The sequence below is a fragment of the Sphingomonas sorbitolis genome (assembly GCF_036663875.1).
GTDB lineage: Bacteria > Pseudomonadota > Alphaproteobacteria > Sphingomonadales > Sphingomonadaceae > Sphingomonas.
Genome location: NZ_JAXOJS010000001.1, coordinates 516,938 through 537,094 on the forward strand (window position 1 = coordinate 516,938; position 20,157 = coordinate 537,094).

Annotated in this window: 11 protein-coding genes; 6 read left to right on the forward strand and 5 right to left on the reverse strand. The window is 64.0% G+C overall.

What is annotated here, in order from left to right; all coding sequences use genetic code 11:
• Window positions 1–18: 18 nt before the first annotated feature.
• Window positions 19–2,826 carry a TonB-dependent receptor gene (locus U1763_RS02145; RefSeq protein WP_332753890.1) on the reverse strand — a complete coding sequence of 936 codons (2,808 nt, stop codon included), beginning with the start codon at window positions 2,824–2,826 and terminating at the stop codon, window positions 19–21.
• A gap of 389 nt (window positions 2,827–3,215) precedes the next feature.
• Here U1763_RS02145 and U1763_RS02150 point away from each other — a divergent pair, with 389 nt between their 5' ends.
• The 5 genes from U1763_RS02150 (at window position 3,216) to U1763_RS02170 (ending at window position 11,891) form a co-directional block, all read left to right on the forward strand.
• Window positions 3,216–4,772, forward strand: coding sequence for an alpha-L-fucosidase (locus tag U1763_RS02150; protein WP_332753891.1), 1,557 nt, complete (start codon window positions 3,216–3,218; stop codon window positions 4,770–4,772).
• A gap of 60 nt (window positions 4,773–4,832) precedes the next feature.
• Complete coding sequence (locus U1763_RS02155) at window positions 4,833–6,908, forward strand: beta-galactosidase (RefSeq protein ID WP_332753892.1); 2,076 nt, start codon at window positions 4,833–4,835, stop codon at window positions 6,906–6,908.
• A gap of 251 nt (window positions 6,909–7,159) precedes the next feature.
• Window positions 7,160–9,460 (forward strand): glycoside hydrolase family 31 protein, encoded by a 2,301-nt coding sequence (locus U1763_RS02160; RefSeq protein ID WP_332754397.1) that lies wholly within the window; start codon window positions 7,160–7,162, stop codon window positions 9,458–9,460.
• Window positions 9,457–10,257 (forward strand): SGNH/GDSL hydrolase family protein, encoded by an 801-nt coding sequence (locus U1763_RS02165; protein ID WP_332753893.1) that lies wholly within the window; start codon window positions 9,457–9,459, stop codon window positions 10,255–10,257. Before U1763_RS02160 ends, U1763_RS02165 begins: the two co-directional genes overlap by 4 nt.
• A gap of 2 nt (window positions 10,258–10,259) precedes the next feature.
• Complete coding sequence (locus U1763_RS02170; protein ID WP_332754398.1) at window positions 10,260–11,891, forward strand: alpha-L-fucosidase; 1,632 nt, start codon at window positions 10,260–10,262, stop codon at window positions 11,889–11,891.
• A gap of 59 nt (window positions 11,892–11,950) precedes the next feature.
• Here U1763_RS02170 and U1763_RS02175 read toward each other — a convergent pair whose 3' ends face one another.
• From U1763_RS02175 to U1763_RS02190, 4 genes are all read right to left on the reverse strand, one after another.
• Window positions 11,951–12,709 (reverse strand): FadR/GntR family transcriptional regulator, encoded by a 759-nt coding sequence (locus U1763_RS02175; protein ID WP_332753894.1) that lies wholly within the window; start codon window positions 12,707–12,709, stop codon window positions 11,951–11,953.
• A gap of 171 nt (window positions 12,710–12,880) precedes the next feature.
• Window positions 12,881–14,413, reverse strand: a complete 1,533-nt coding sequence (locus U1763_RS02180) for a tryptophan halogenase family protein (protein WP_332753895.1) — start codon at window positions 14,411–14,413, stop codon at window positions 12,881–12,883.
• Window positions 14,410–15,960, reverse strand: coding sequence for a tryptophan halogenase family protein (locus U1763_RS02185; RefSeq protein WP_332753896.1), 1,551 nt, complete (start codon window positions 15,958–15,960; stop codon window positions 14,410–14,412). Before U1763_RS02185 ends, U1763_RS02180 begins: the two co-directional genes overlap by 4 nt.
• Before the next feature lie 54 nt (window positions 15,961–16,014).
• On the reverse strand, window positions 16,015–19,119 hold the full coding sequence (locus U1763_RS02190; protein ID WP_332753897.1) for a TonB-dependent receptor: 3,105 nt from the start codon (window positions 19,117–19,119) through the stop codon (window positions 16,015–16,017).
• A 290-nt stretch (window positions 19,120–19,409) separates the two neighbouring features.
• Here U1763_RS02190 and U1763_RS02195 point away from each other — a divergent pair, with 290 nt between their 5' ends.
• Window positions 19,410–20,105 (forward strand): OmpW/AlkL family protein, encoded by a 696-nt coding sequence (locus U1763_RS02195; RefSeq protein ID WP_332753898.1) that lies wholly within the window; start codon window positions 19,410–19,412, stop codon window positions 20,103–20,105.
• Window positions 20,106–20,157 lie beyond the last annotated feature (52 nt).

Here is a 20,157-nt window from a genome sequence, read left to right on the forward strand (position 1 = left end):
ACGTCCAGCGTTGCCGGATCAGAAGGTGATCCGCGCCACGCCGCTGATCTGGCGGTCGCTCATGATCGAATCGCGCGGCCGGGTGGTGATGCCGTAATAGGTCGACCGCACCGTGTTGGTGAGGTTGGTCCCGTTCAGCGTCAGCGACAGATGCGGGGTCACGTTGGCGGTGACCGACGCATCGAGCTGCCCCGACGCTTTCTGGAACTGCGGCAGGTTGCCGGTGCCGTTGGCCGACGTCGTCACCAGGAACTCGCTGCGCCAGTTATAAGCGACGCGGGCGGAAACGATCCCGCGCTCGTAGATGCCGATCAGGTTGTAGTTATACTTCGACAGCCCTTCGAGCGACAATTGCGTCACCGGACCGTCGCTGGCCGGGCTCGGCGCTTCGGAATCGACATAGGTGAAGTTCGCCTGGACGCCGAGGCCGGCGAGCGGACCCGGCAGGAAGTCGAAGAACTGCTGATACGCGACTTCCGCACCCTTCACCTTGGCCTTGGCGGCGTTGCTGTAGGTGGTCACGTCGTAGGTCGCGGTGACGCCGTCGGTAAAGGTTACGTCACGCGGCGTGATGACCGTCTGGATGTAGTTCGAGATATCCTTGTAGAATCCCGCGACTGTCAGCGATCCGCTCTTGGCGAAATACCATTCGAGCGAGGCGTCGAAATTGGTCGACTTCATGGGCTTGAGATTCGGATTGCCGGTCGAGGTCACATGCTGCTGGTCGATCTGCGCGGTGCCGGGCTCGGTGATCGTCAGGCTCGGGTTGAGCTGGTTGAAGTTCGGGCGCGAGATGTTCTTCGACGCGGCAAAACGCAGCTGGAGCCGGTCGGTCAGACGCCCACGGACGTTGAGGCTCGGCAGAACCGACGTGTACTTGGTCGCCTCGTTGACCTCGGTGAAGGTCGGAGCCGCGGTCGACTGAGTGCCGTCGGGCGCGGTGATCAGGTCGACCTGCTGGTAGAAGCCCGAGACCGCGACCTTGCTCTGGACCACGCGCACGCCGATGTTGCCGTCGATCGGCACCGGCAGGTCGTCCGCCTTGAAGAACGCCGCGGCATAGCCGGTATAGGTCTTCTGCGCCTGTGTGTTGGTCCCGCTCGGGACATAGCTCGGCGTGGTCGCGATGCCGAGCGATGCTCGCGTGGCGTCGTAGTCGAGGACGGTCGGCAGCGAGAACGCCTGGATGTCGCCGAACAGATCGGCCTGGCCGCGGAAGAAGCCGCCGAGGTCGACATAACGGAGATTTGTCGCAGCGCCGGTCAGCCCGGTATAACGATAGCCGGTATCGCTGGTGCGGTTGCGACGATCTGCGAACCGGAAGCCCGCCTTGATCGAGCTCAGGATACCTCCGTCGAAGCGATATTCGCCGTCGAGGCGGCCGACCTTGTCGGTACCCTTCGAGTTGTTGAGGTTATCCAGGTAGAAGCCGTTACTGTAGGTCGCGGGGTTCGCGAGGCCATCGGCGGACGCGATCTGGAACGACGGGATCTCGCCCGAGATGTCCTGCGTCAACGTGGTGGCGACGCCGCTCAATCCGACGATCGAGTTCAGGTTGTCGGTCTTGGAATCGACATATTGGAGATCGCCGGTGATCGTCAGGTTGGCGGTCGGCTTCCACTTGCCGTTGAGCGAATAATCGGTCGTCACCGAATGCCGCGAACCGAGCGAGGTGTTGTTGCCGATCGGGACGTTGGTGAACGTGCCGCTCTGGAAATCGCCGTTCGGTGCATAGGTGAACGGCGCGCCGGCCAGCGGGGTGATCGACGCCCCACTGGTGTACGCGAAATAGCTGTAGCCGTAGGACCGCAGCTTGTAATCGTTGCGGAACACCTCGCCGGTGAACTCAAGCGTGTCGGTCGGACGCCACTGGAGCGACACGTCGATGCCGAGGCGACGGCGGTCGCCGAACACTTCGCCGATCCCGGTGCCATGCGGCAGCGTCGTAGTCTGGCCGGTCCGCCCGAGCAGCGCTGCGGTGGCGGCGTCACCGGGATTGCTCTCGTCGAGCGTGTAGAACGGCTCGGTCGAGATCGTGTCCTGGCGGAAATTGGTCTTCTGATACGACGCGCTGGCAAGGATGCCGATTTCGCCGATGCCGGTATTCCAGCGATCGCTGACGAGCAGCGATGCGGCCGGCTGACTCTTCTTGATCAGATCGTAATAGGTGTTGGTCGCCGAACCCGAGATCTTGAAGCCGTCGAAGTCGAACGGCTTGCGCGTGCGGAAGTTGATCGTGCCGCTGAGCTGATCCTCGATCAGGTCCGCCGACGGGTTCTTGTAGACGTCGATCCCGGCAAGCAGCTCGGACGGCACGTCCTCGAGGCTCAGCGCGTTGCTCGAGCCGCTCGCGGTGAAAATGTCGCGCCCGTTCAGCTCGGTGCGGACCTGCGTGAGCCCTCGGATCGCGACCGAGCTGCCCTCGCCGAAATTGCGCTGGATCTGGATGCCGGAAATGCGCTGCAGGGCTTCGGCGATGTTGCGGTCGGGCAATTTGCCGATGTCTTCGGCCACGATCGAGTCGACGATCTGCGCCGAGTTGCGCTTGATGTTCTGGGCGGACTGAAGGCTCGCACGGACGCCGGTCACGACGATGTCGTCGCCCCCCTCTGCGGCGACGGGGGCGGTATCGACTGCTTGGCCCTGATCGGCGCTCGGGGCGGCAGTACCACTGGTCTGCTGAGCATCCGCAACCGGCGCGGGCGCGCCATCCTGCGGTGCCGCGACCTGCGCCTGCGCTACCGAACCGACTATCACGAGTGCTAGCAGCGACACGGTCGTGCTCAGACCCTTGATGCTGCCAACGCTAATCTTGGAACGCTTCATCACACTCTCCTCCAGCGGGTCTGATCCTTACGGACCGCCTGCGGTTCACTCTTGGATATCGTGCGCGGCCACGCCACTACCGTATCGTCAGCGGCGCCTAGCGAATGATTTAGATCATTTATATGCTAATTCGATTTACGCGGACAATTCATCCGGTACGATGGCAAAAATGTCGCACATGGAATGACGATACTCGGAGTTGTTTCGTCGAACTACGTCAATATCCGACCAAATCGGTCCTAAACTGCTATGCGATCCTGGTGTAGGCTTCCAGCAAGGTAGCGTATCAAATTGTAATTGTAGGACTTAAACGCCGACCTAAAAAAAAAGGCGTAAATTCCATCGACGCTCTTTCCGGACTGTCGAAACCGCGTGTGGGGAGAAGCGTAATGACGTTCAGCAAACGCGAGATACTGGGAGCACCGCTAGCAGCGACGCTGGGTCTGAGCGGGCTGTCGCGTGCCGCCGCATCGCCGGCGGCGACGAAACCGTCGCCTCTCTTCCATCGCGCCATAACGCCCGGCCGGTTCGATTCCACCGCACAGTCGCTCGCCGGTTATCGCGCACCGGACTGGTTTCGCGACGCCAAGTTCGGGATCTGGGCTCATTGGGGACCACAGGCGGTACCGAGCCAGGGCGACTGGTACGCACGCTTCATGTACGTCCCCGGTCACCCGCATTACAACCACCACGTCAAGACCTACGGCCACCCCTCCAAGGTCGGCTACAAGGATATCATTCCTTTATGGCGCGCGGAGAAGTTCGATCCCGACGCACTCGCCGCGCGCTATGCCGCCACCGGCGCGCGCTACCTCGTCTCGATGGGCGTGCATCACGATAATTTCGACCTGTGGCGGTCGAAACATCATCGCTGGAACGCTGTGGCAATGGGCCCAAAGCGCGACATCGTCGGCGAGTGGAAAGCGGCTGCGACACGGCGCGGCCTTCGCTTCGGCGTGTCCGAGCATCTCGGCGCGAGCTATAGCTGGTGGTATCCCAACCACCTCTACGATCAGTTCTGGCCCAAGCTCGGGGTCGCCTATGACGGCGCCGATCCGCGCTATGCCGATCTCTATCACACCAACCGCGACGAGCCGTTCATCAACACGCCCGCGAGCTGGTACACGACCAACCCGACATATCACGCGCTGTGGTTCGACCGGATCCGCGACCTCATCGACAGCTACCAGCCCGACCTGCTGTATTCGGATGGCGGCCTGCCGTTCGGCGAGGTCGGACGCTCGCTGCTCGCACATTTCTTCAACAGCATGGCGCGCACCGGAAAGCTGGACACCGTCTACAACTGCAAGGATACGGGCTCGGGCGCGTTCAGCACGGACTGGGCGGTGCAGGACGTCGAGCGCGGGGTCCTGAAGGGTATCAACCCACACCCCTGGCAGACCGACACCTCGAACGGCGACTGGTTCTTCAACCGGACCGACACCTACAAGACCACCGACGAGGTCGTCGCGATGCTGGCCGACGTCGTCAGCAAGAACGGCAACCTGCTGCTGAACGTCGTGATGCACGGCGACGGCAGCCTGCCCCCGGAATCCGATCGGTTGCTGAGCGATCTGGCGCCATGGATGGCTGCCAATGGCGAGGCGATCCACGGCACGCGTCCGTGGAAGATCTATGGCGAGGGACCGACCACTGCGGTCGCTGGCGCGTTTGCGGAAAAGACGAGTTACACCCCGCAGGACATCCGCTTCACGACGAAGGGCGAGACGCTGTACGCGATCACGCTCGGCATGCCTCGGGGGCAGACCGTGATCACGTCGCTCGCCCAGCCCAACCCGCACGAACGACGCCGGGTACGCGCAGTGCGCCTGCTCGGCCGCCCCGGCGCGATCGCGTTTCGCCAGACCGGACAGGCTCTGGTGATCGACCTGCCTGCGACTTTGCCGACGCGTCACGCGAGCGCGTTCGCGATCGATTTCGCCTGACCGGAAATACCGCACGTGCACGATGTGCGCGTCGATCGAACACGAGCTTGGAGAGGCTATTTGAAACACCCCCTGATCCGCGCCCTGCGGTTTGCGATGCTCGCCGCGGCAACGCTGTCGGTACCGCTTGCCGGCATCGCTCCGGCGCAGGCGCAGAGTGCCGTCGGGCATCCCGACTGGCCCGGCCGCGGCGACCTGTTCGTCGGCGCCTGCTACCAGCCAATCGACCGTTCGCCCGAGCAGATCCGCCAGGACATCGCGATCATGAAGAAGGCCGGGTTCACCATGGTCCGGATGGGCGACCTGTCCTGGGATTCGTTCGAGCCGCAGGAAGGCCATTTCACGTTCGAATGGTTCGACGCGATCCTCGACCAGATGCATGCCGCCGGGATCAAGGTGCTCCTCGACATTCCCGGCCAGCCCGCCCCGACCTGGCTGCACAAACACTACCCCGGTGTCGATCTCGTCACCCAGGACGGCGTCCGCCGCAATGCCGCGACGCGCTATTGGGACAATATCAGCGATCCCGATTATCGCCGGCTGGTTCGGCGGCTCGCCGAGCAGATGCTCAAGCGGTACGCGCATAATCCCGCGGTGATCGCGGTCGGCTACACCAACGAGATCGGCAACGGCCAGATGTCGTATTCGCCGGCTGATCGGCAACGCTTCGTCGGCTGGCTGCAGAAGAAATACGGGACGATCGTAGCGCTCAACACCGCCTGGGCGACGCAGCGCTGGTCGCGTCGGATCAACAGTTGGGACGAGGTCGACCTGCCCTATGGCACTGGCCCCGGACCAAACGAGCGCAATCTCGACCTCCGCCGCTTCTGGTCCGACGACACGGTCGGCGCGCTGACCGACCTCGAAGCGGTGCGGAAACAATACGCGCCCAACCTGCCCGTCGCGTCGAATTTCTGGCCCGACGCCTGGACCAAGGGGTTCGATTATCTGCGGTCGTGGGAGAAGGTCTCGACCTATGGCGGCCAGGGCTTCTATCCGGGCGAGCCGCTCGGCGCCGCGCTCGACGTGTCGCGCAACCGCGCCGGCCACGATACGCCGATGTGGCTGAACGAGTTCACTGCGGGCGGCGGCGGTTATTACGGCACGCCGGGCCGGTCGCGGATGTGGGCCTATTTCGGGCTGATCTATTACGCGCAGACCTTCCTCGCCTGGACCTTCAACTCGCATAGCGGCGGCGAGGAACAGGGGTTGTTCGGGCTGGTCGACCATGACGGCCGCCCGTCGTGGAAGGTCGGCGAGTTCGGCCAGATCGCCAGCGAGTTCGCCAAGCTGAAGTCGATGGGCTTCCCGCGCTATCGCAAGCCCGAGGTGGCGATCGCCTATTCGTTCCAGACCAACTGGCTGACCTCGCCCCCGCCGGGGCCGAACACAATGCAGGAATATTTCAAGACCAGCTATCCCGATCAGGCCAAGGCTGCGCTCGCACCGCTGTTCGCCGACAACATCGATACCGCGGTGATCGACATCGGCCACGACGCGATCGACCGCTACAAGCTCGTGATCCTGCCCAGCGCATACATGATCGACAAGGAAACCGCCGAGGCCGTGCGTCGCTATGTCGCGAACGGCGGGACGGTGATCATGACCGGCTATTCTGCTAAGGTCGACGAGACCGGCAAATGGTTCGAGACGCCGCTGCCCGGCCGGCTGACCGACGTGTTCGGCGTGCGGACCAACGAATTCTATAGCGCCGAGCAACCGCTGAAGATCATGTTCGACGGCAAGGAGCAGATTGGTAGCGATCCCTATTACGAGGTGCTCGAACCGAGCACGGCCAAACCGCTGGCCATGTTCACCAACACGCCCAAGCCCAGCCCGGCGGTCACGGTCAACCGCTTCGGCAAGGGCCGGGCGATCTATCTCGCCACCGCCGCGCAAGGCGCGTTTCTCGATCCGCTCGTGCGATCGCTCTATACCGAACTCGGGATCGAGCGTGGCCCGGTCACTCCGCCGGGCGTGGTCGCGCGCATTGTCGATAGGCGGACGCTGTACGTGAACACGAACACCGCGCCTGCTCGTGTGGCCTTGGCAGGCAAGCAGCACGATATTCTGATTGGCAAAGCCTATACCGATCGGCTCGACCTTCCGCCGTACGGCGTGGCGCTGCTCCAATAACGACGCCCGATAAGTGGCCAATCCGGGTCTTCGCCTTGCGTCGACGCGGAATACGGTTGATCCGCGCGCCGTATCTGCAATTATACGACAAAATTACCGTCTCGGCCAAGATAGCGCTACCGTCAGGGCATAGACCCGTGGAGAGGATTTCGATGTACATTTCCCCAGCCCGTATCGACGCGCAATCGTCTGACCAGTCCCGCACCACGTCGCGATGGGGCTGGTCTTCGCGGCTGATCGCCCGGTTGACCATGGGGGTTTCACTAGCGACGCTCGGCACCGCCGCCACTGCTGCACCGATCGCGACGGTCGATCGCAACGGCAGCCTGGTTTCGGTCGAGGCCTATGCCCCCAACATCGTCCGCGTGACGATCGCGACCGACCGTGGGCAGGTCGACGCGCCCCCCGGCGATGGCCCCAACGCAAAGCCCGATGCCGCCGGCTGGATGCATCGTAACGACGCAGGCGCCGACGTCTTCGTCTCTTCCGCGCTGTCGCTCTCGGTCGATGCGAAGCCTTGGCCCAAGGCGCCGACGCAGATGGAGCGTTATTTCGCACCGTCGCTACCGCCGGTGTCGGTGACGATCCGCAAGGCGGACGGCACTATGCTAACGCAGATGACCGGCTGGGAAATGGCGCCGCATACCGTCAACGGCGAGAAGACGTTCCGCGTCGGCGCGAGCTTCGCCTCGCCCGCTGACGAGCATTATTACGGGCTCGGCCAGAACCAGGAGGGCAAGCTCGACCTGCGCGGCCGCACGATCGACTGCCGCCACAATTACGATGCGCCCGCGGGCGAGACGGTCTGCGTGCCGTTCATGGTCACCAACAAGGGCTATGGCATCGTATGGGACAATCCGTCCTCGACCGTCGTTTCCCCCGGCCTGCATAGTTCGACGCACTGGCAGTCGGAGGTCGGCGAGCGCGTCTCGTTCTTCGTCATCACCGGCGCCACCACCGACGAGATCTATGCCGGCTACGCGACGCTGACCGGCACCACGCCGCTGCCGCCAAAGGCTGCGTTCGGCCTTATCCAGAGCAAGGCGCGGTACGAGACCGAGAAAGAATTGCTCGACGTCGCCACCGGGTATCGCAGCCGCGGCCTGCCGCTCGACATCATGGTGCTCGACTGGTTCTACTGGTCGCGCATGGGCCAGCTCGACATCGACCGGAACTATTTCCCCGATCCCAAGGGCATGAACGACAAGTTGAAGTCGATGGGGATGCATTCGATCATCAGCGTCTGGCCGCGCTTCGAGAAGGAATCGCGGTATTTCGACCTGTTGTCGACCAAGGGCTGGTTGCTGAAGGACAAAGACGGCAACGTCGTCGACGGCCTGCCGATCCGCTCGGATCGTGCGGGCGCGTTGCTCGACAGCACCAACCCCGATGCGCGCCACTGGTTCTGGGACCGGATCCGCGACAACATCGCCAGCCAGGGCTTCGACTGGTTCTGGCTCGACGAGACCGAACCCGATCTGGTGCCCGACGGCAGCTTCTACTCGATCGGCTCGGGCGACCGCTATCACAACGTCTTCCCGCTGCTCCATACGATGAGCGTCGCGGACGGGTCGGCCAAGGACCGTCCCACGATGCGCAACCTGATCCTGTCGCGCGCGGCGTATCTGGGTGCCCAGCGCAACGGCGGCCTGTTCTGGTCGTCGGACATCAAGTCGACTTGGGAAGCGCTGCATCGACAGGTGCCGGCCGGGCTCGGCTTCACCGCGAGCGGCATGGCCTATTGGGGCAGCGACATCGGTGGCTGGCAATGGCCGAACGGGCCGAAGGCGACGCGTCCTGTGCTGCTCGATCCCGCCGGCGCGACCGCGATGGCGCCGGATTACGCGGACTACCCCGAGCTGTTCACGCGCTGGTTCGGGTATAGCGTGTTCACGCCGACCTTGCGTATTCACGGCCAGCGTCCGGCAACCGCGATCTGGCAATATGGCACGGCCGCCGAGCCGGTCCTCGCGAACTTCCTGAAGCTGCGCTATGCGCTGATGCCGTACATCTACTCGCTTGGTCGCCACACCTACGAGAGCAATGCGCCGATGATGCGGGCGTTGTTCATGGATTTCCCGAACGATCCCAACGTCGCCGACATGGGCGACGAATATATGTTCGGCCCCGCCTTCCTGGTCGCGCCTGTCACCGAACAGGGCAAGACCAGCCGCCAGGTCTATCTGCCGGCGGGTGCCGAATGGTATGATTACTGGACCAACCAGCGGTTCACAGGCGGCCAGACCGTCACCGCGAATGCGCCGATCGACAAGATCCCGCTGTTCGTGCGCGCCGGCTCGATCATCCCGATGGGCGTCCAGGTGCCGAGCACCGCGACCGCGCAGGCGCTCGAGAGCATCCGTGTGTATCCCGGCGCAGACGCGAGCTTCGCTCTGTACGACGATGACGGCGTGACCAACGACTATCGGACCAAGGGCGGGCGCAAGGCGATGCTGCGCTGGGACGACAAGACCCGGCGCCTGACCGCATCGGGCAAGCTGCCGACCGGGCAGGACGCCGCATCGCTGATCCAGATCGTCTCTTCGAAGTGATCCGCGCAGTCTGCATCGCCGCGCTGACGTTGGTCGCCTTACCGGTGGCCGCGCAGACCAATATCCCGGGCGATCCCTATGCCGGCGATCCGGTCGGGATCGTCACGGCGCCCTGCCCTGCGCATCCGTCGCCGACAGACGGCGCCGGATGGGAGGCGTGGAAGCTGCATTCGCTCACGCGCGACTTTGGCCAACTGTGCCGCTACCGCGGGCAGAACGAAGAGCTGAAGGCTTCCAACACACCGGTCCGCGTGGTCTTCATGGGCGATTCGATCACCGACAACTGGATCGGTGCGGATGCCACGCTGTTCACCGACGGACTGGTCGATCGCGGGATCAGCGGGCAGACCACGCCGCAGATGCTGGTACGCTTCCGCGAGGACGTGATCGCGCTGAAACCGCGCGCGGTCCATATCATGGCGGGCACCAACGACATCGCCGGCAACACCGGTGCCTCGACGATGGAAATCGTCCAGGGCAACATTGCCAGCATGGCCGACCTCGCGCGTGCGAACGGTATCAAGGTGATTATCGCCTCGACCCCGCCCGCCGCCGCCTTCCCGTGGAGCAAGGACAAGCAGCCGGTGCCGCAGATCCGCGCGCTCAACAGCTGGCTGAAGGCCTATGCGGCGAAGAACGGCTTCACCTATGTCGACTATTACACCGCGCTAGCCACACCCGAAGGCGCGATGAAGCCGGGGCTCGCGAGCGACGGCGTCCACCCGACTCCCGCCGGCTATGCGGTGATGCGCCCGCTGGCCCTGGCCGCGATCCGCCGGACCATCGCAGCCAAGTGAGTATCGATCTCAGCCGCCGTTCGGTCCTCGCCGGGATCGCCGCACTCGGTCCGGCAACACACGCGCTTGCGCAAAGCCCGATGGGGCTCGCGCGCGGGCCGGTACAGCCGACCTGGCAATCGCTGGTCGATCACTATCGCTACCCCGAGTGGTTCCGCGACGCGAAGCTCGGCCTGTGGTCGCATTGGGGTCCGCAGTCGGTGCCCGAGCAAGGCGATTGGTACGGCCGCTTCATGTATATGCAGGGCCATCCGGCGTACGAACATCACCTCAAGACCTATGGTCATCCGACTAAGTTGGGGATGATGGAGGTGATGAACCGCTGGACCGCGGAACGCTGGGATCCCGACGCGCTGATCGCCCGCTATGCGAAGGCCGGCGCGAAATATTTCGTTTCGCTCGCCAATCACCACGACAATCTCGACTGCTACGACAGCCGCTATCACGCCTGGAATTCGCTCCGCGTCGGGCCGAAGCGCGACGTCGTCGGCACCTGGGAAAAGGCGGCACGGAAGGCCGGGCTCAAGTTCGGCGTCTCGAACCATGCCGCACACAGCTGGCACTGGTATCAGACCGCCTATGGCTATGATCCGACCGGTCCGCTGAAGGGCCAGCGCTACGACGCGTTCAAACTGCGGACCGCCGATGGCCACGGTAAGTGGTGGGAAGGTCTCGACCCGCAACAGCTCTATACCGGCGCGCATGCGGTCCTGCCCAACGGCATCGATACGATCGCGGCGATGAACGCATGGCACGACGCGAATGACGGCCAGTGGATCGAGACGCCGCCGCCTAACGATCCGGGCTATGCCGCGAAATGGCTGCTGCGGCAGACCGACATGATCGACAAGTACAAGCCCGACTTCTGCTATTTCGACGATTACGAACTGCCGTTCGGGCCGATCGGGCTCCAGGCAGCGGCGGATTATTACAACCGCTCGATCGCCTGGCACGGCAAGATCGACGTCGTGCTGACCGCCAAGCAACTGAAGCCCTATGCGCGGTTCGGCCTCGTGCAGGACGTCGAGCGCGGCTTCACCGACCATCTGTGGGACGAGCCGTGGCAGACTGACACCTGTATCGGCGACTGGTTCTACAACGTCGCCCGGCTCAACGACAAAAGCTACAAGACCGCTGAGCAGGTGATCCAGCGGCTCGCCGATGTCGTGTCGAAGAACGGCAATTTGCTTCTCTCGATCCCGCAGCCCGGCGACGGCTCGATCGACGGCGAAGAGGAAAAGATCCTCGACGGCATGAGCCGCTGGATCGCGGTCAACGACGAAGCGATCTTCGGCTCGCGGCCATGGCGGATCTACGGCGAAGGCCCGACAAAGCTTCAGGCCGGCATGCAGAACGAGCAGTCGTCGGGCGTGTTCACGCCGCGCGACGTGCGCTTCACCACCAACAAGGGCGCACTCTACGCGCTGTTCCTCGGCTGGCCGCAGGGCGAGGTCACGATCGAGGCACTGGGGCGCAACCGTTTCGCCGATGGCGTGGTCGAGCGTGTGACGTTGCTCGGCGGCGGCGGCATGGCGCATCACCGCGACGCGCGCGGTCTGCACCTGACGATGCCCACGAACCCGGGGGACAGCTTCGTCCCTGTCCTGAAGATCGAAGGCCGAGGCCTGGTCTAACCATTATGGGCTGCGCCTTACGGACCACGGATCAACGCGGATACGATTGGGAGCGCTGCTCAGCCCAGCAGGGCCGCCCCGCGATCGACCACCGCGCCCTCGCTCTCGGCCTGGCGGATCAAGATCATAACGTCCTCGATGATCGATCGGATCGTGGCGCTCGCGGAAGCCGCATCGCGCGCAGCGATCGCCTCGAGCACGGCCTTATGCGCGGGCAGGCTTGCGCTGCGGCCCTTGAACCGGTTGGTGAAGCGGATCGAGGTCCGTAGCGCCGTCGACACAAGATCCTCGAACTGCGCGAAGAACGGGTTGTCGCACGCTCGCAGGATCGCAACGTGGAACACGATGTCGGCCTCGAGCGCATCGTCATCGCCGCGCTCGGCCGCCTCCATGCGCGCATAGCCCGCCGCAATCATCGCGATGCCCGACGGCGTGGCGTGCAGTGCCGCGAGTTGCGCCGCCATCGGCTCGACCGCAAGGCGCAGCTCGTTGAAGCTGCGGAGCAGCGGCAGGGTAAACTGGCGTTCGAGCAACCAGCGCAGCACATCGGTGTCGAAGAGGTTCCAGGTCGAATTTGGCTGAATGATGGTACCCTGCCGCGGACGCGCGGAAAGCAAACCCTTCGCGGTCAGCATTTTGACCGCCTCGCGCGTCACCGACCGGCTCACGCCGTGCTCGATCGCCAGTTCCGCCTCGGTAGGAAATCGCTTTCCGTCGTAATGGCCCGTGACGATCGCGCGTCCCACGGCGTCGAGCATACCGTAAGTCAGATTGCGGCCCAGCGCCGTGCGGACCTTCGTGGGCTTGGGTTCGGTCATAGGGCTTGGTTGCCCAAATTCGTGACCGCTACAAGCGTCCCTCTGCATATCGGACGACAGGTGCCCACTTTTACGCTGCGAAGATCATGAGCGCACCCGATTGCCTCACCAGCACCGTATCTCATCCCACCCCGCACATGGCCGCGGCATCGGCCGAATAGCGCGTCCCCATCACGCTTGTCGGAACATCGGTGCCGCGCAGTGCTGGGCGATGAAATCCTCGTGTGTCGGCATCGCTTCGGCGGTCTTGCCGATCATCTCTCGAATATGGGCCATGAACCGCGTCGCCTCGCCAAGCGGCAACCCGCCCGTCAACGGATCGAAGGACGCCGGCTGCACATTCTGGCCGAGCAACACCGCGATCCAGCTATCGGGGGTGAACAATTCGCCCTGCCCGCGAAATACCCGCGCCTTGCCCCGCCATAACGCGAGTTTGCCCTTCAGCGATTCCGGCAGCGCCATGGTCCGACAATGGTCCCAGAATGGCGAATCCGATCGTTCGGTCGCGTGATAATGGAGGATGATGAAATCGCGGACCTGCGCGTATTCGCGGAGCATGACACGGTTGTACTCGTCGATTTCGACCGGATCGAAACCACGATCGGGGAAGAGGGTCATCAACCGCGCGATGCCCGACTGGATCAAGTGGATGCTGGTCGATTCGAGCGGTTCGAGGAAACCGCCGGACAACCCGATCGCCACGCAGTTCCGGTCCCAAAGCCGCTCGCGCCGCCCGGCCTCGAAACGCAACTGGCGGGGGTCGCCCAACGCCGCGCCATCAAGCCCCGCCAGCAGCACCTGCTTGGCATCGTCGTCGTCGATATGCGCGCTGGAATAGACATAGCCGTTGCCGACCCGGTGCTGGAGCGGAATCCGCCAGCGCCATCCGGCGCTATCCGCGGTCGCCCGCGTATAGGGCGTCAGTGGCCCCTGCCGTTCGCTCGGCACCGCCCACGCCCGGTCGCAGGAAAGCCATCGCTTCCAGCTCGTAAACGGCACACCCAGCGTATTACCGAGCAGCAGCGACCGGAAACCGCTGCAGTCGATGAACAATTCGCCCTCGATCCGGCGGTCGCCTTCGAGCCGCACCGCCTCGATGAATCCCGTTTCGGCATTCCGATCGACTGCAATCACGCGCCCCTCGACGCGGACCACCCCGTCCTGCTCGGCGATGTCGCGCAGGAACGTCGCGTAGAGGCCTGCGTCGAAATGGAACGCGTACGACAAGGTCGACAGCACCGACTGCGGATTGGCGCTCGGCCGAGTGAACCGCCCGCGCCGAGCCGCCACGGAGGACAGGCAATAGTCGCCGATCGGTCCCGGATCCGCGTTGCCCGAGGCAGCCTGCCGGAGCCAGAGCTGATGAAAGGAAACGCCGTCGATGTCGCGGCCGTGCGTGCCGAACGGGTGCAGATAGGAGTCGCCGGCCCGCGTCCAGTTGCGAAACTCGATCCCCAGCTTGAACGTAGCGCCGGTCGCGCGGACGAACGCGTCCTCGTCGATCCCGAGCATGCGGTTGTAATCGAGCAGCGATGGGATCGTCGCCTCGCCGACGCCAACCGTGCCGATCTCCTCGGATTCGACCAAGGTGACCGAAACGCCGCTGGCGACCAGTCGCGACAGGGCCGCCGCGGTCATCCAGCCTGCCGTACCGCCGCCGACGATCACGACCTTTGTGATTTTCCCAGGCCATGGGCCGATCACGCTGCGACCCGCGCGCCAAAGCTGTGGGACTGGGCGTAGGATACCAATTCGCGGTTCGACGGGAGGTTGGCGATCGCATAGCGCGCCTGGCGCTGTACCTCAGCGAACGCCCGGCGTGCGTCGTCGCCATAGCGCAGCACGCCGGCCTTGGCGCTCAGGTCGGTCTTCCAGCCCATGCCGTACAAGACATATTGCCAGCTTGCCTCGGTGAAGATGTCGACCTGCCCGTCGATGTCGAGCTCGTTGGGCGGCCGGAACCGCCAGCGATCGAGCATCTCCAGCAGACGATCCGGAACCGAGGCGTCGGCCACATTGTCGCGCCAGAACGCGGTGTCGCGGCGTTCCGAAATGCAATAATGCAGCTTGATGAAATCGAGCGCACGTTCGTAGCGGCGCAGCATGTTGGCGTTGAACTGGCGTGCGGACGTCTCGTAATCGCCACCCCAGGGAAACAGGTTGGCGATCATCCCGGCGGACACCTCAGCAAACGCGATGCCGGTTGCTTCGAGCGGCTCGAAAAAGCCGCTCGACAGCCCGACCGCGACGCAGTTCTTGTACCAATTGACCTCGCGGTAGCCGGCCTCGAACTTGAAGTGGCGCACGTCGGCCGTCTCGCCCGCCGCGCCTAGATAGCCGCGCAACACACGCTCGGCAGCATCGTCGTCGCTATGGTCGGACGAATAGACATGGCCAATGCCACGCCGGCGATCGAGCCCGATATCCCAGATCCAGCCCGCCTCCTGCGCGATCGAGATCGTGTACGAGGCGATCGGTTCGTCGGGCCGCGTATAGGGTAGTTGCGCGGCGATCGCGCGGTTGCAGAACAGCACGTCGCGGCACGACCGGAACGGGATATTCATCGCCTTGCCGATCAGCTCGGCGCGAAAGCCAGTGCAGTCGATATAGAGATCAGCGTCAAGTGTACCGTTCTGCTCGGTGCGGACGCCACCGATCGCGCCGTCGTTTTCAAGAAGCACTTCGCTCACGGTGTCGGTCAGGTGGCGGACGCCGTTCTTCACGCCCTGCTCCCGCAACAGCCCCGCCAGCGCAATCGCATCGAAGTGGAAGGCGTAGTTCAGCGGACCGACATAATCGGGATGCGTCGGTAATTTGGGCGCGCGGTGCCGGTCGGCCGCCTTCTTCTGCGGGTTGGAGACCTCGTCCCAATTCTCCGTGCCGCCGAGGCCCAGCAGCCAATAGGGCAACAGGTCGAGGCCATCGCTCGCGTCTGCGACCTGGAACGGGTGCGAATAATGATCGGTCGCCCCCTGCCCCGGCGCGTGGCGCCAGTGGACGAACTTGGCACCCTGCTTGAACGTCGCGCCGCAGCGCCGGATCAGGTCGGCCTCGTCAATCCCGATCGTCGCCAGCGTCCGCCGGATTGTCGGGAAGGTCCCCTCGCCGACACCCAGAATCCCGATGTCACGCGATTCGACGAGCGTGATCGCGACGCCGCCCGGAAGGTCCGCGCCGAGCCGCTTGGCGAGATAGCCTGCGGTCAGCCACCCGGCAGTGCCGCCGCCCACGATCAGGATCCGCTTGGTCATCACAGCCTCGCTTTGCCGCTCGCCGACACGGTGTCGACGAGCGGCGTATCATCGTCAGAAGGCGAGGTTGATACCAGTGCTGATACGACGATCGGCCTGGAACCAGCTACGCCCGACCAGCTTGCCGCCGGGATACCCGCCCATCAGCGTACGCTGCGTCGACGCGGTCAGGTTGGTCCCCTGCACGCCGAACGACAGATAGTCGGTCACCTTGAAGCGGACGCCGGCATCGATCGACCCGTAATTGCCGCCATAGATCGGCAGCGCGATCTGGGTGGAGGCATCGAGGCCGCCATCCTGATTGCTGACGACGCCTGGCGCGCTGTAATAGGTGTACGTGCCGTTCGTGCCGTTGCTGTTGGTCGACAGCAGATATTGCGAGCGCCACGAGTACGCGATCCGCAGCGAGATCGGATTGCGCTCATATAGCAGCGTCGCGTTCAGATTGTGCTTCGACAGACCCACCAGCGGCGCGTCGCTCTTCACCGCGCCGGTAATGTCGCGGTAGACGTCGCCCGGATTGCTGCTCTTGATGAACGTGTAGTTCCCCTCGAACCCGATCCCGGCAAGCGCACCCGGCAGCATGTCGAAGAAGAAGCGTCCGCCGACCTCGACGCCCTTGACGGTAGCCTCCTTGGTCGAGTTGCTGTAATCGGTGGCCGACGCCGATACGTTCTCCGTCGTTCCATCGGTAAACTGGACCGTCACCTGCCGGGTCGTCAGCGCGTAGATCGGCAGGTTGGTCAGCCGCTTGTAGAATGGGGCGATGTGGAACGACGTGCCCGCGCGTCCGTAATATTCGAGCGAGAGATCGAAATTGTTAGACAGCGTCGGCTTGAGCAACGGATTGCCGGTGTCCGCGGTAAAGTTGTTGAACGTCCCGATCCCGCCCGGAGTCTGACTGGGCGTCGTCGCCACGCCGATCGAACCCGAGGCGCGCAGTGCGTTGAAGGTCGGCAAATCCATCGTGATGTTATAGCCGCCGCGCACCTTGATCTTGTCGGTCGGCGCATATTCGAGATTGACCGACGGCAGGACGCGCGTGAAGTCGGCCTTGCCGCCGCGTGCGAGGAAGGTGTTCGCAAGCGTCACCTGAGCGCCATTGCGAATGAAGACGGTCCCGCCATTCTGCTGGATGAAGCCGCTGCCCTCGTTCTCGATGCGCACGACCCGCACGCCGATATTGCCGGAGATGCCGCGCGCGTCGCCCTCGGGGCCGAAACGCACCAGCGCATAGCCTGCGATGTTCTTGGTGCGGTTCTCGACCTGATCGCCCGGCAGGACGAAACCGACTGGCCTGATCGCCAGGGTGCCGTCCGGATTGAACTGGCCGCCATAGCCGGTGACCGGCAGAGGACCTGAGGCCGAACAATCGAACTCACGACCGGTGCAGAAGCCGGCAGGCGGCGCCGTTACCAGCCCGGTGCGGTTGGCGTTAAACCGGTCCGCCAGACTTTCCGACGCGAACATCAGGTTGCCGGGCAGCGTCGTGTTGCCGCGGAAGAAGTCCTTGAACGCGTGGCTGGCGACGTCGCCCGGCGCCGCGTTGGCGTAGGTCAGCTGCGGGTCGCCGTTCCAGCCGCGGCCGAGCGCGGTCCAGTTATAGCCGTTCGACAGGTCGCGCTCGGTCCGCTTGGCATAACGGCCACCAACCTTAACCGACCGGAAGAAGCTGTTGTCGAACTTGTATTCGGCATCGAGCTGCCCTGCGTCGAGACGGCCCTTGTTGCGTTCGTTGTGCGGCATCGACGCCGTCCAGAAATAATTCGCCGGATCCGCGAACGACGCCTGCGTCGCCGGGCTGACGGTGATCTGCGGCAGGTCGCCGGTCAGATCCATGCCGAAGCTCTGGCCGAAGCCGATGTCGCGAAAAATGTCGAGGCGATCGTAGATCTGACGCGAGTCGACGCGCTGCAACGAGCCCTTGAGCGACAAATGGCTATCAACGGGTGCCCAGGCGAACGACAGCGAGTAATCGCGCGTCCGCGTATTGCTCTCCACGAAACCCTTGTTGCCGCTGCTGTTGACCGCGCCGCCGGTGGGGAGGAACGTGGCCGTATCGCGATTGAAGAGCGCGTCGGTCTTCGTCAGCAGGCCGTTGCTGTCGAACGTGCTGCTCGCCGGATCGACCGCCAGCGTCTGCGCATCGAGCTGCGTGCCGTAATCGCTCGACTGGCTTTTGTAGCGCGACTGGAAGAAGCTGCCGGTGAAGGTCAGCGACTCTGCCGGCTGCCACTGCGCCGCGCCATAGATGCCGTAGCGCTTATACTGGAACGCCTCGTCACCATACGCGAAGCCGCTCGGGACGTACTTGCTGCTGCCGTCGCTAAGCGTCGTCTTGAAATACGGGCTGACGCGGATGAACTGCGACAGCGAGCTGAACTGACTGAACGCGACGTCGCCGAGCAGGCCGATCCGGCCGATCGGGGTATCGAACGAGTCGGTGATCAGCACCGAACCCGACGGATCCGCCTTGTTCGCCATGTCGCCGAGCGCGAGTTCGCTGGTGCCCGCGATATGGAACTTGCCGTTGAAGTCGAACGGCAGCTTGGTGCGCAGATCGATCTGGCCGCCGGTGCCGCCCTCGATCAGGTCTGCTGTCGATGCCTTGTAGACGTCGACTGCCGACATCAGTTCGGGGGTCACGTCGCTCCACAGGATCGCGCGACCATTGTTCGCGCTGAAGATCTCGCGGCCGTTGAGGCGCGAAGCGACGCCGGTCAGGCCGCGCACCTGCACGCCCGAACCCTGGACCGAATAGTGATCGGGATCGCCAAGTGCGGCAAAGCGCACGATCGACACGCCCGAGACGCGCTGCAGGACTTCGGTGATCGAGTTGTCGGGCAGCTTGCCGGCATCGTCGGCGACGACCGAGTCGACGATCGTCTCGCTGCGCCGCTTGCGCTCGTCGGCAGCCTCGAGCGCGGCGCGGCGACCAGTAACGACGATGTCACCATCCGTCTGGTCCGCTGCGGGCTCGCCGACGTTCTGCCCAGGCACGGCGGCCTGGGTCGTGTCGGGGGAGATGCTTTGTGTCTCAGCCTGCGCCCACGCCGTACCGCTTACCCCAGCGGTCAGCAAAGCGACCAGGGATACACCGGTCCGCATTGCAGCAACGGCTCCGCGGCGCCGATCAACGTCAAGAATATGCGCGCTCATGAAATCCTCCCCCTTTTTTCTGCAACAGGCTCTTGGCCGTCGCAGTCCCCAACCGGCACCTTATCAGCCTGGTGCTTCGTTCCGTGTTAGCCCTACCATTATTATACGACAATTAATTTCTTTGTCATATTTTACCATTCGAACGCGCGCCGGATGGCCGTCCGGAAACGCTCGGCATTGCCGCGGCCCGGACGGCGCCTTGATCGCGGTCAACACGTTGCTTGTCCGCGATCAACGCCACGACTCTCCAGCGCAGATAGCCCGGCCGTATGGATTACAGGAGCCGGACCATGACGACGTGGATCAAGAGCCTCGCCTTAGCGGCATGCGCAGCGACTGCGGTCGCATCCCCCGCTTTCGCGCAGGCCGACGCAGCACCGCGACAAGGCATCGCCGCCGGCGACGTACTCGTCCGCGTCCGGGCGATCATGGTAGCGCCGAACGAGACCTCGGGCAGCGTCCTGCCCGCGTTTCCCGGCGAGCATGTACGCGTCAACGACAGCGTCATGCCCGAGGTCGACGTCACCTACATGGCGACCAACCATATCGGCTTCGAGCTGATTGCCGCGACCACCAAACACCACGCCGATGGCCGCACCGGCACGACCGGCTCGATCGGCAAGCTCGCCTCGACTTGGGTCCTGCCGCCGACGTTGACCGCACAATATCACCTGAACCCGATGGGCAAGATCCGGCCCTATGTCGGTGCCGGCGTGAACTACACGATTTTCTGGAACGAAAAGGCGTCGTCGGGGCTCGCCGCCTCGGTCGGACCGACCGACGTCCGCATGAAGGACAGTTTCGGCTGGGCGGCACAGGCGGGCGTCGACATCGACATCACGCCGAAGGTCTTCCTCAATCTCGACGTCAAATACATCGACATCGACACGACCGCACGGCTGCGGACAACCGCGGCCGGCACGCAGCGGGTCGCGATCAGCCTCGATCCGCTCGTGTTCGGGATCGGGCTCGGCATCCGGTTGTGACGCCGCACGCGTTTTGCACTTAGTACCCCGCGTACAAGCCCTGGTTCGCATG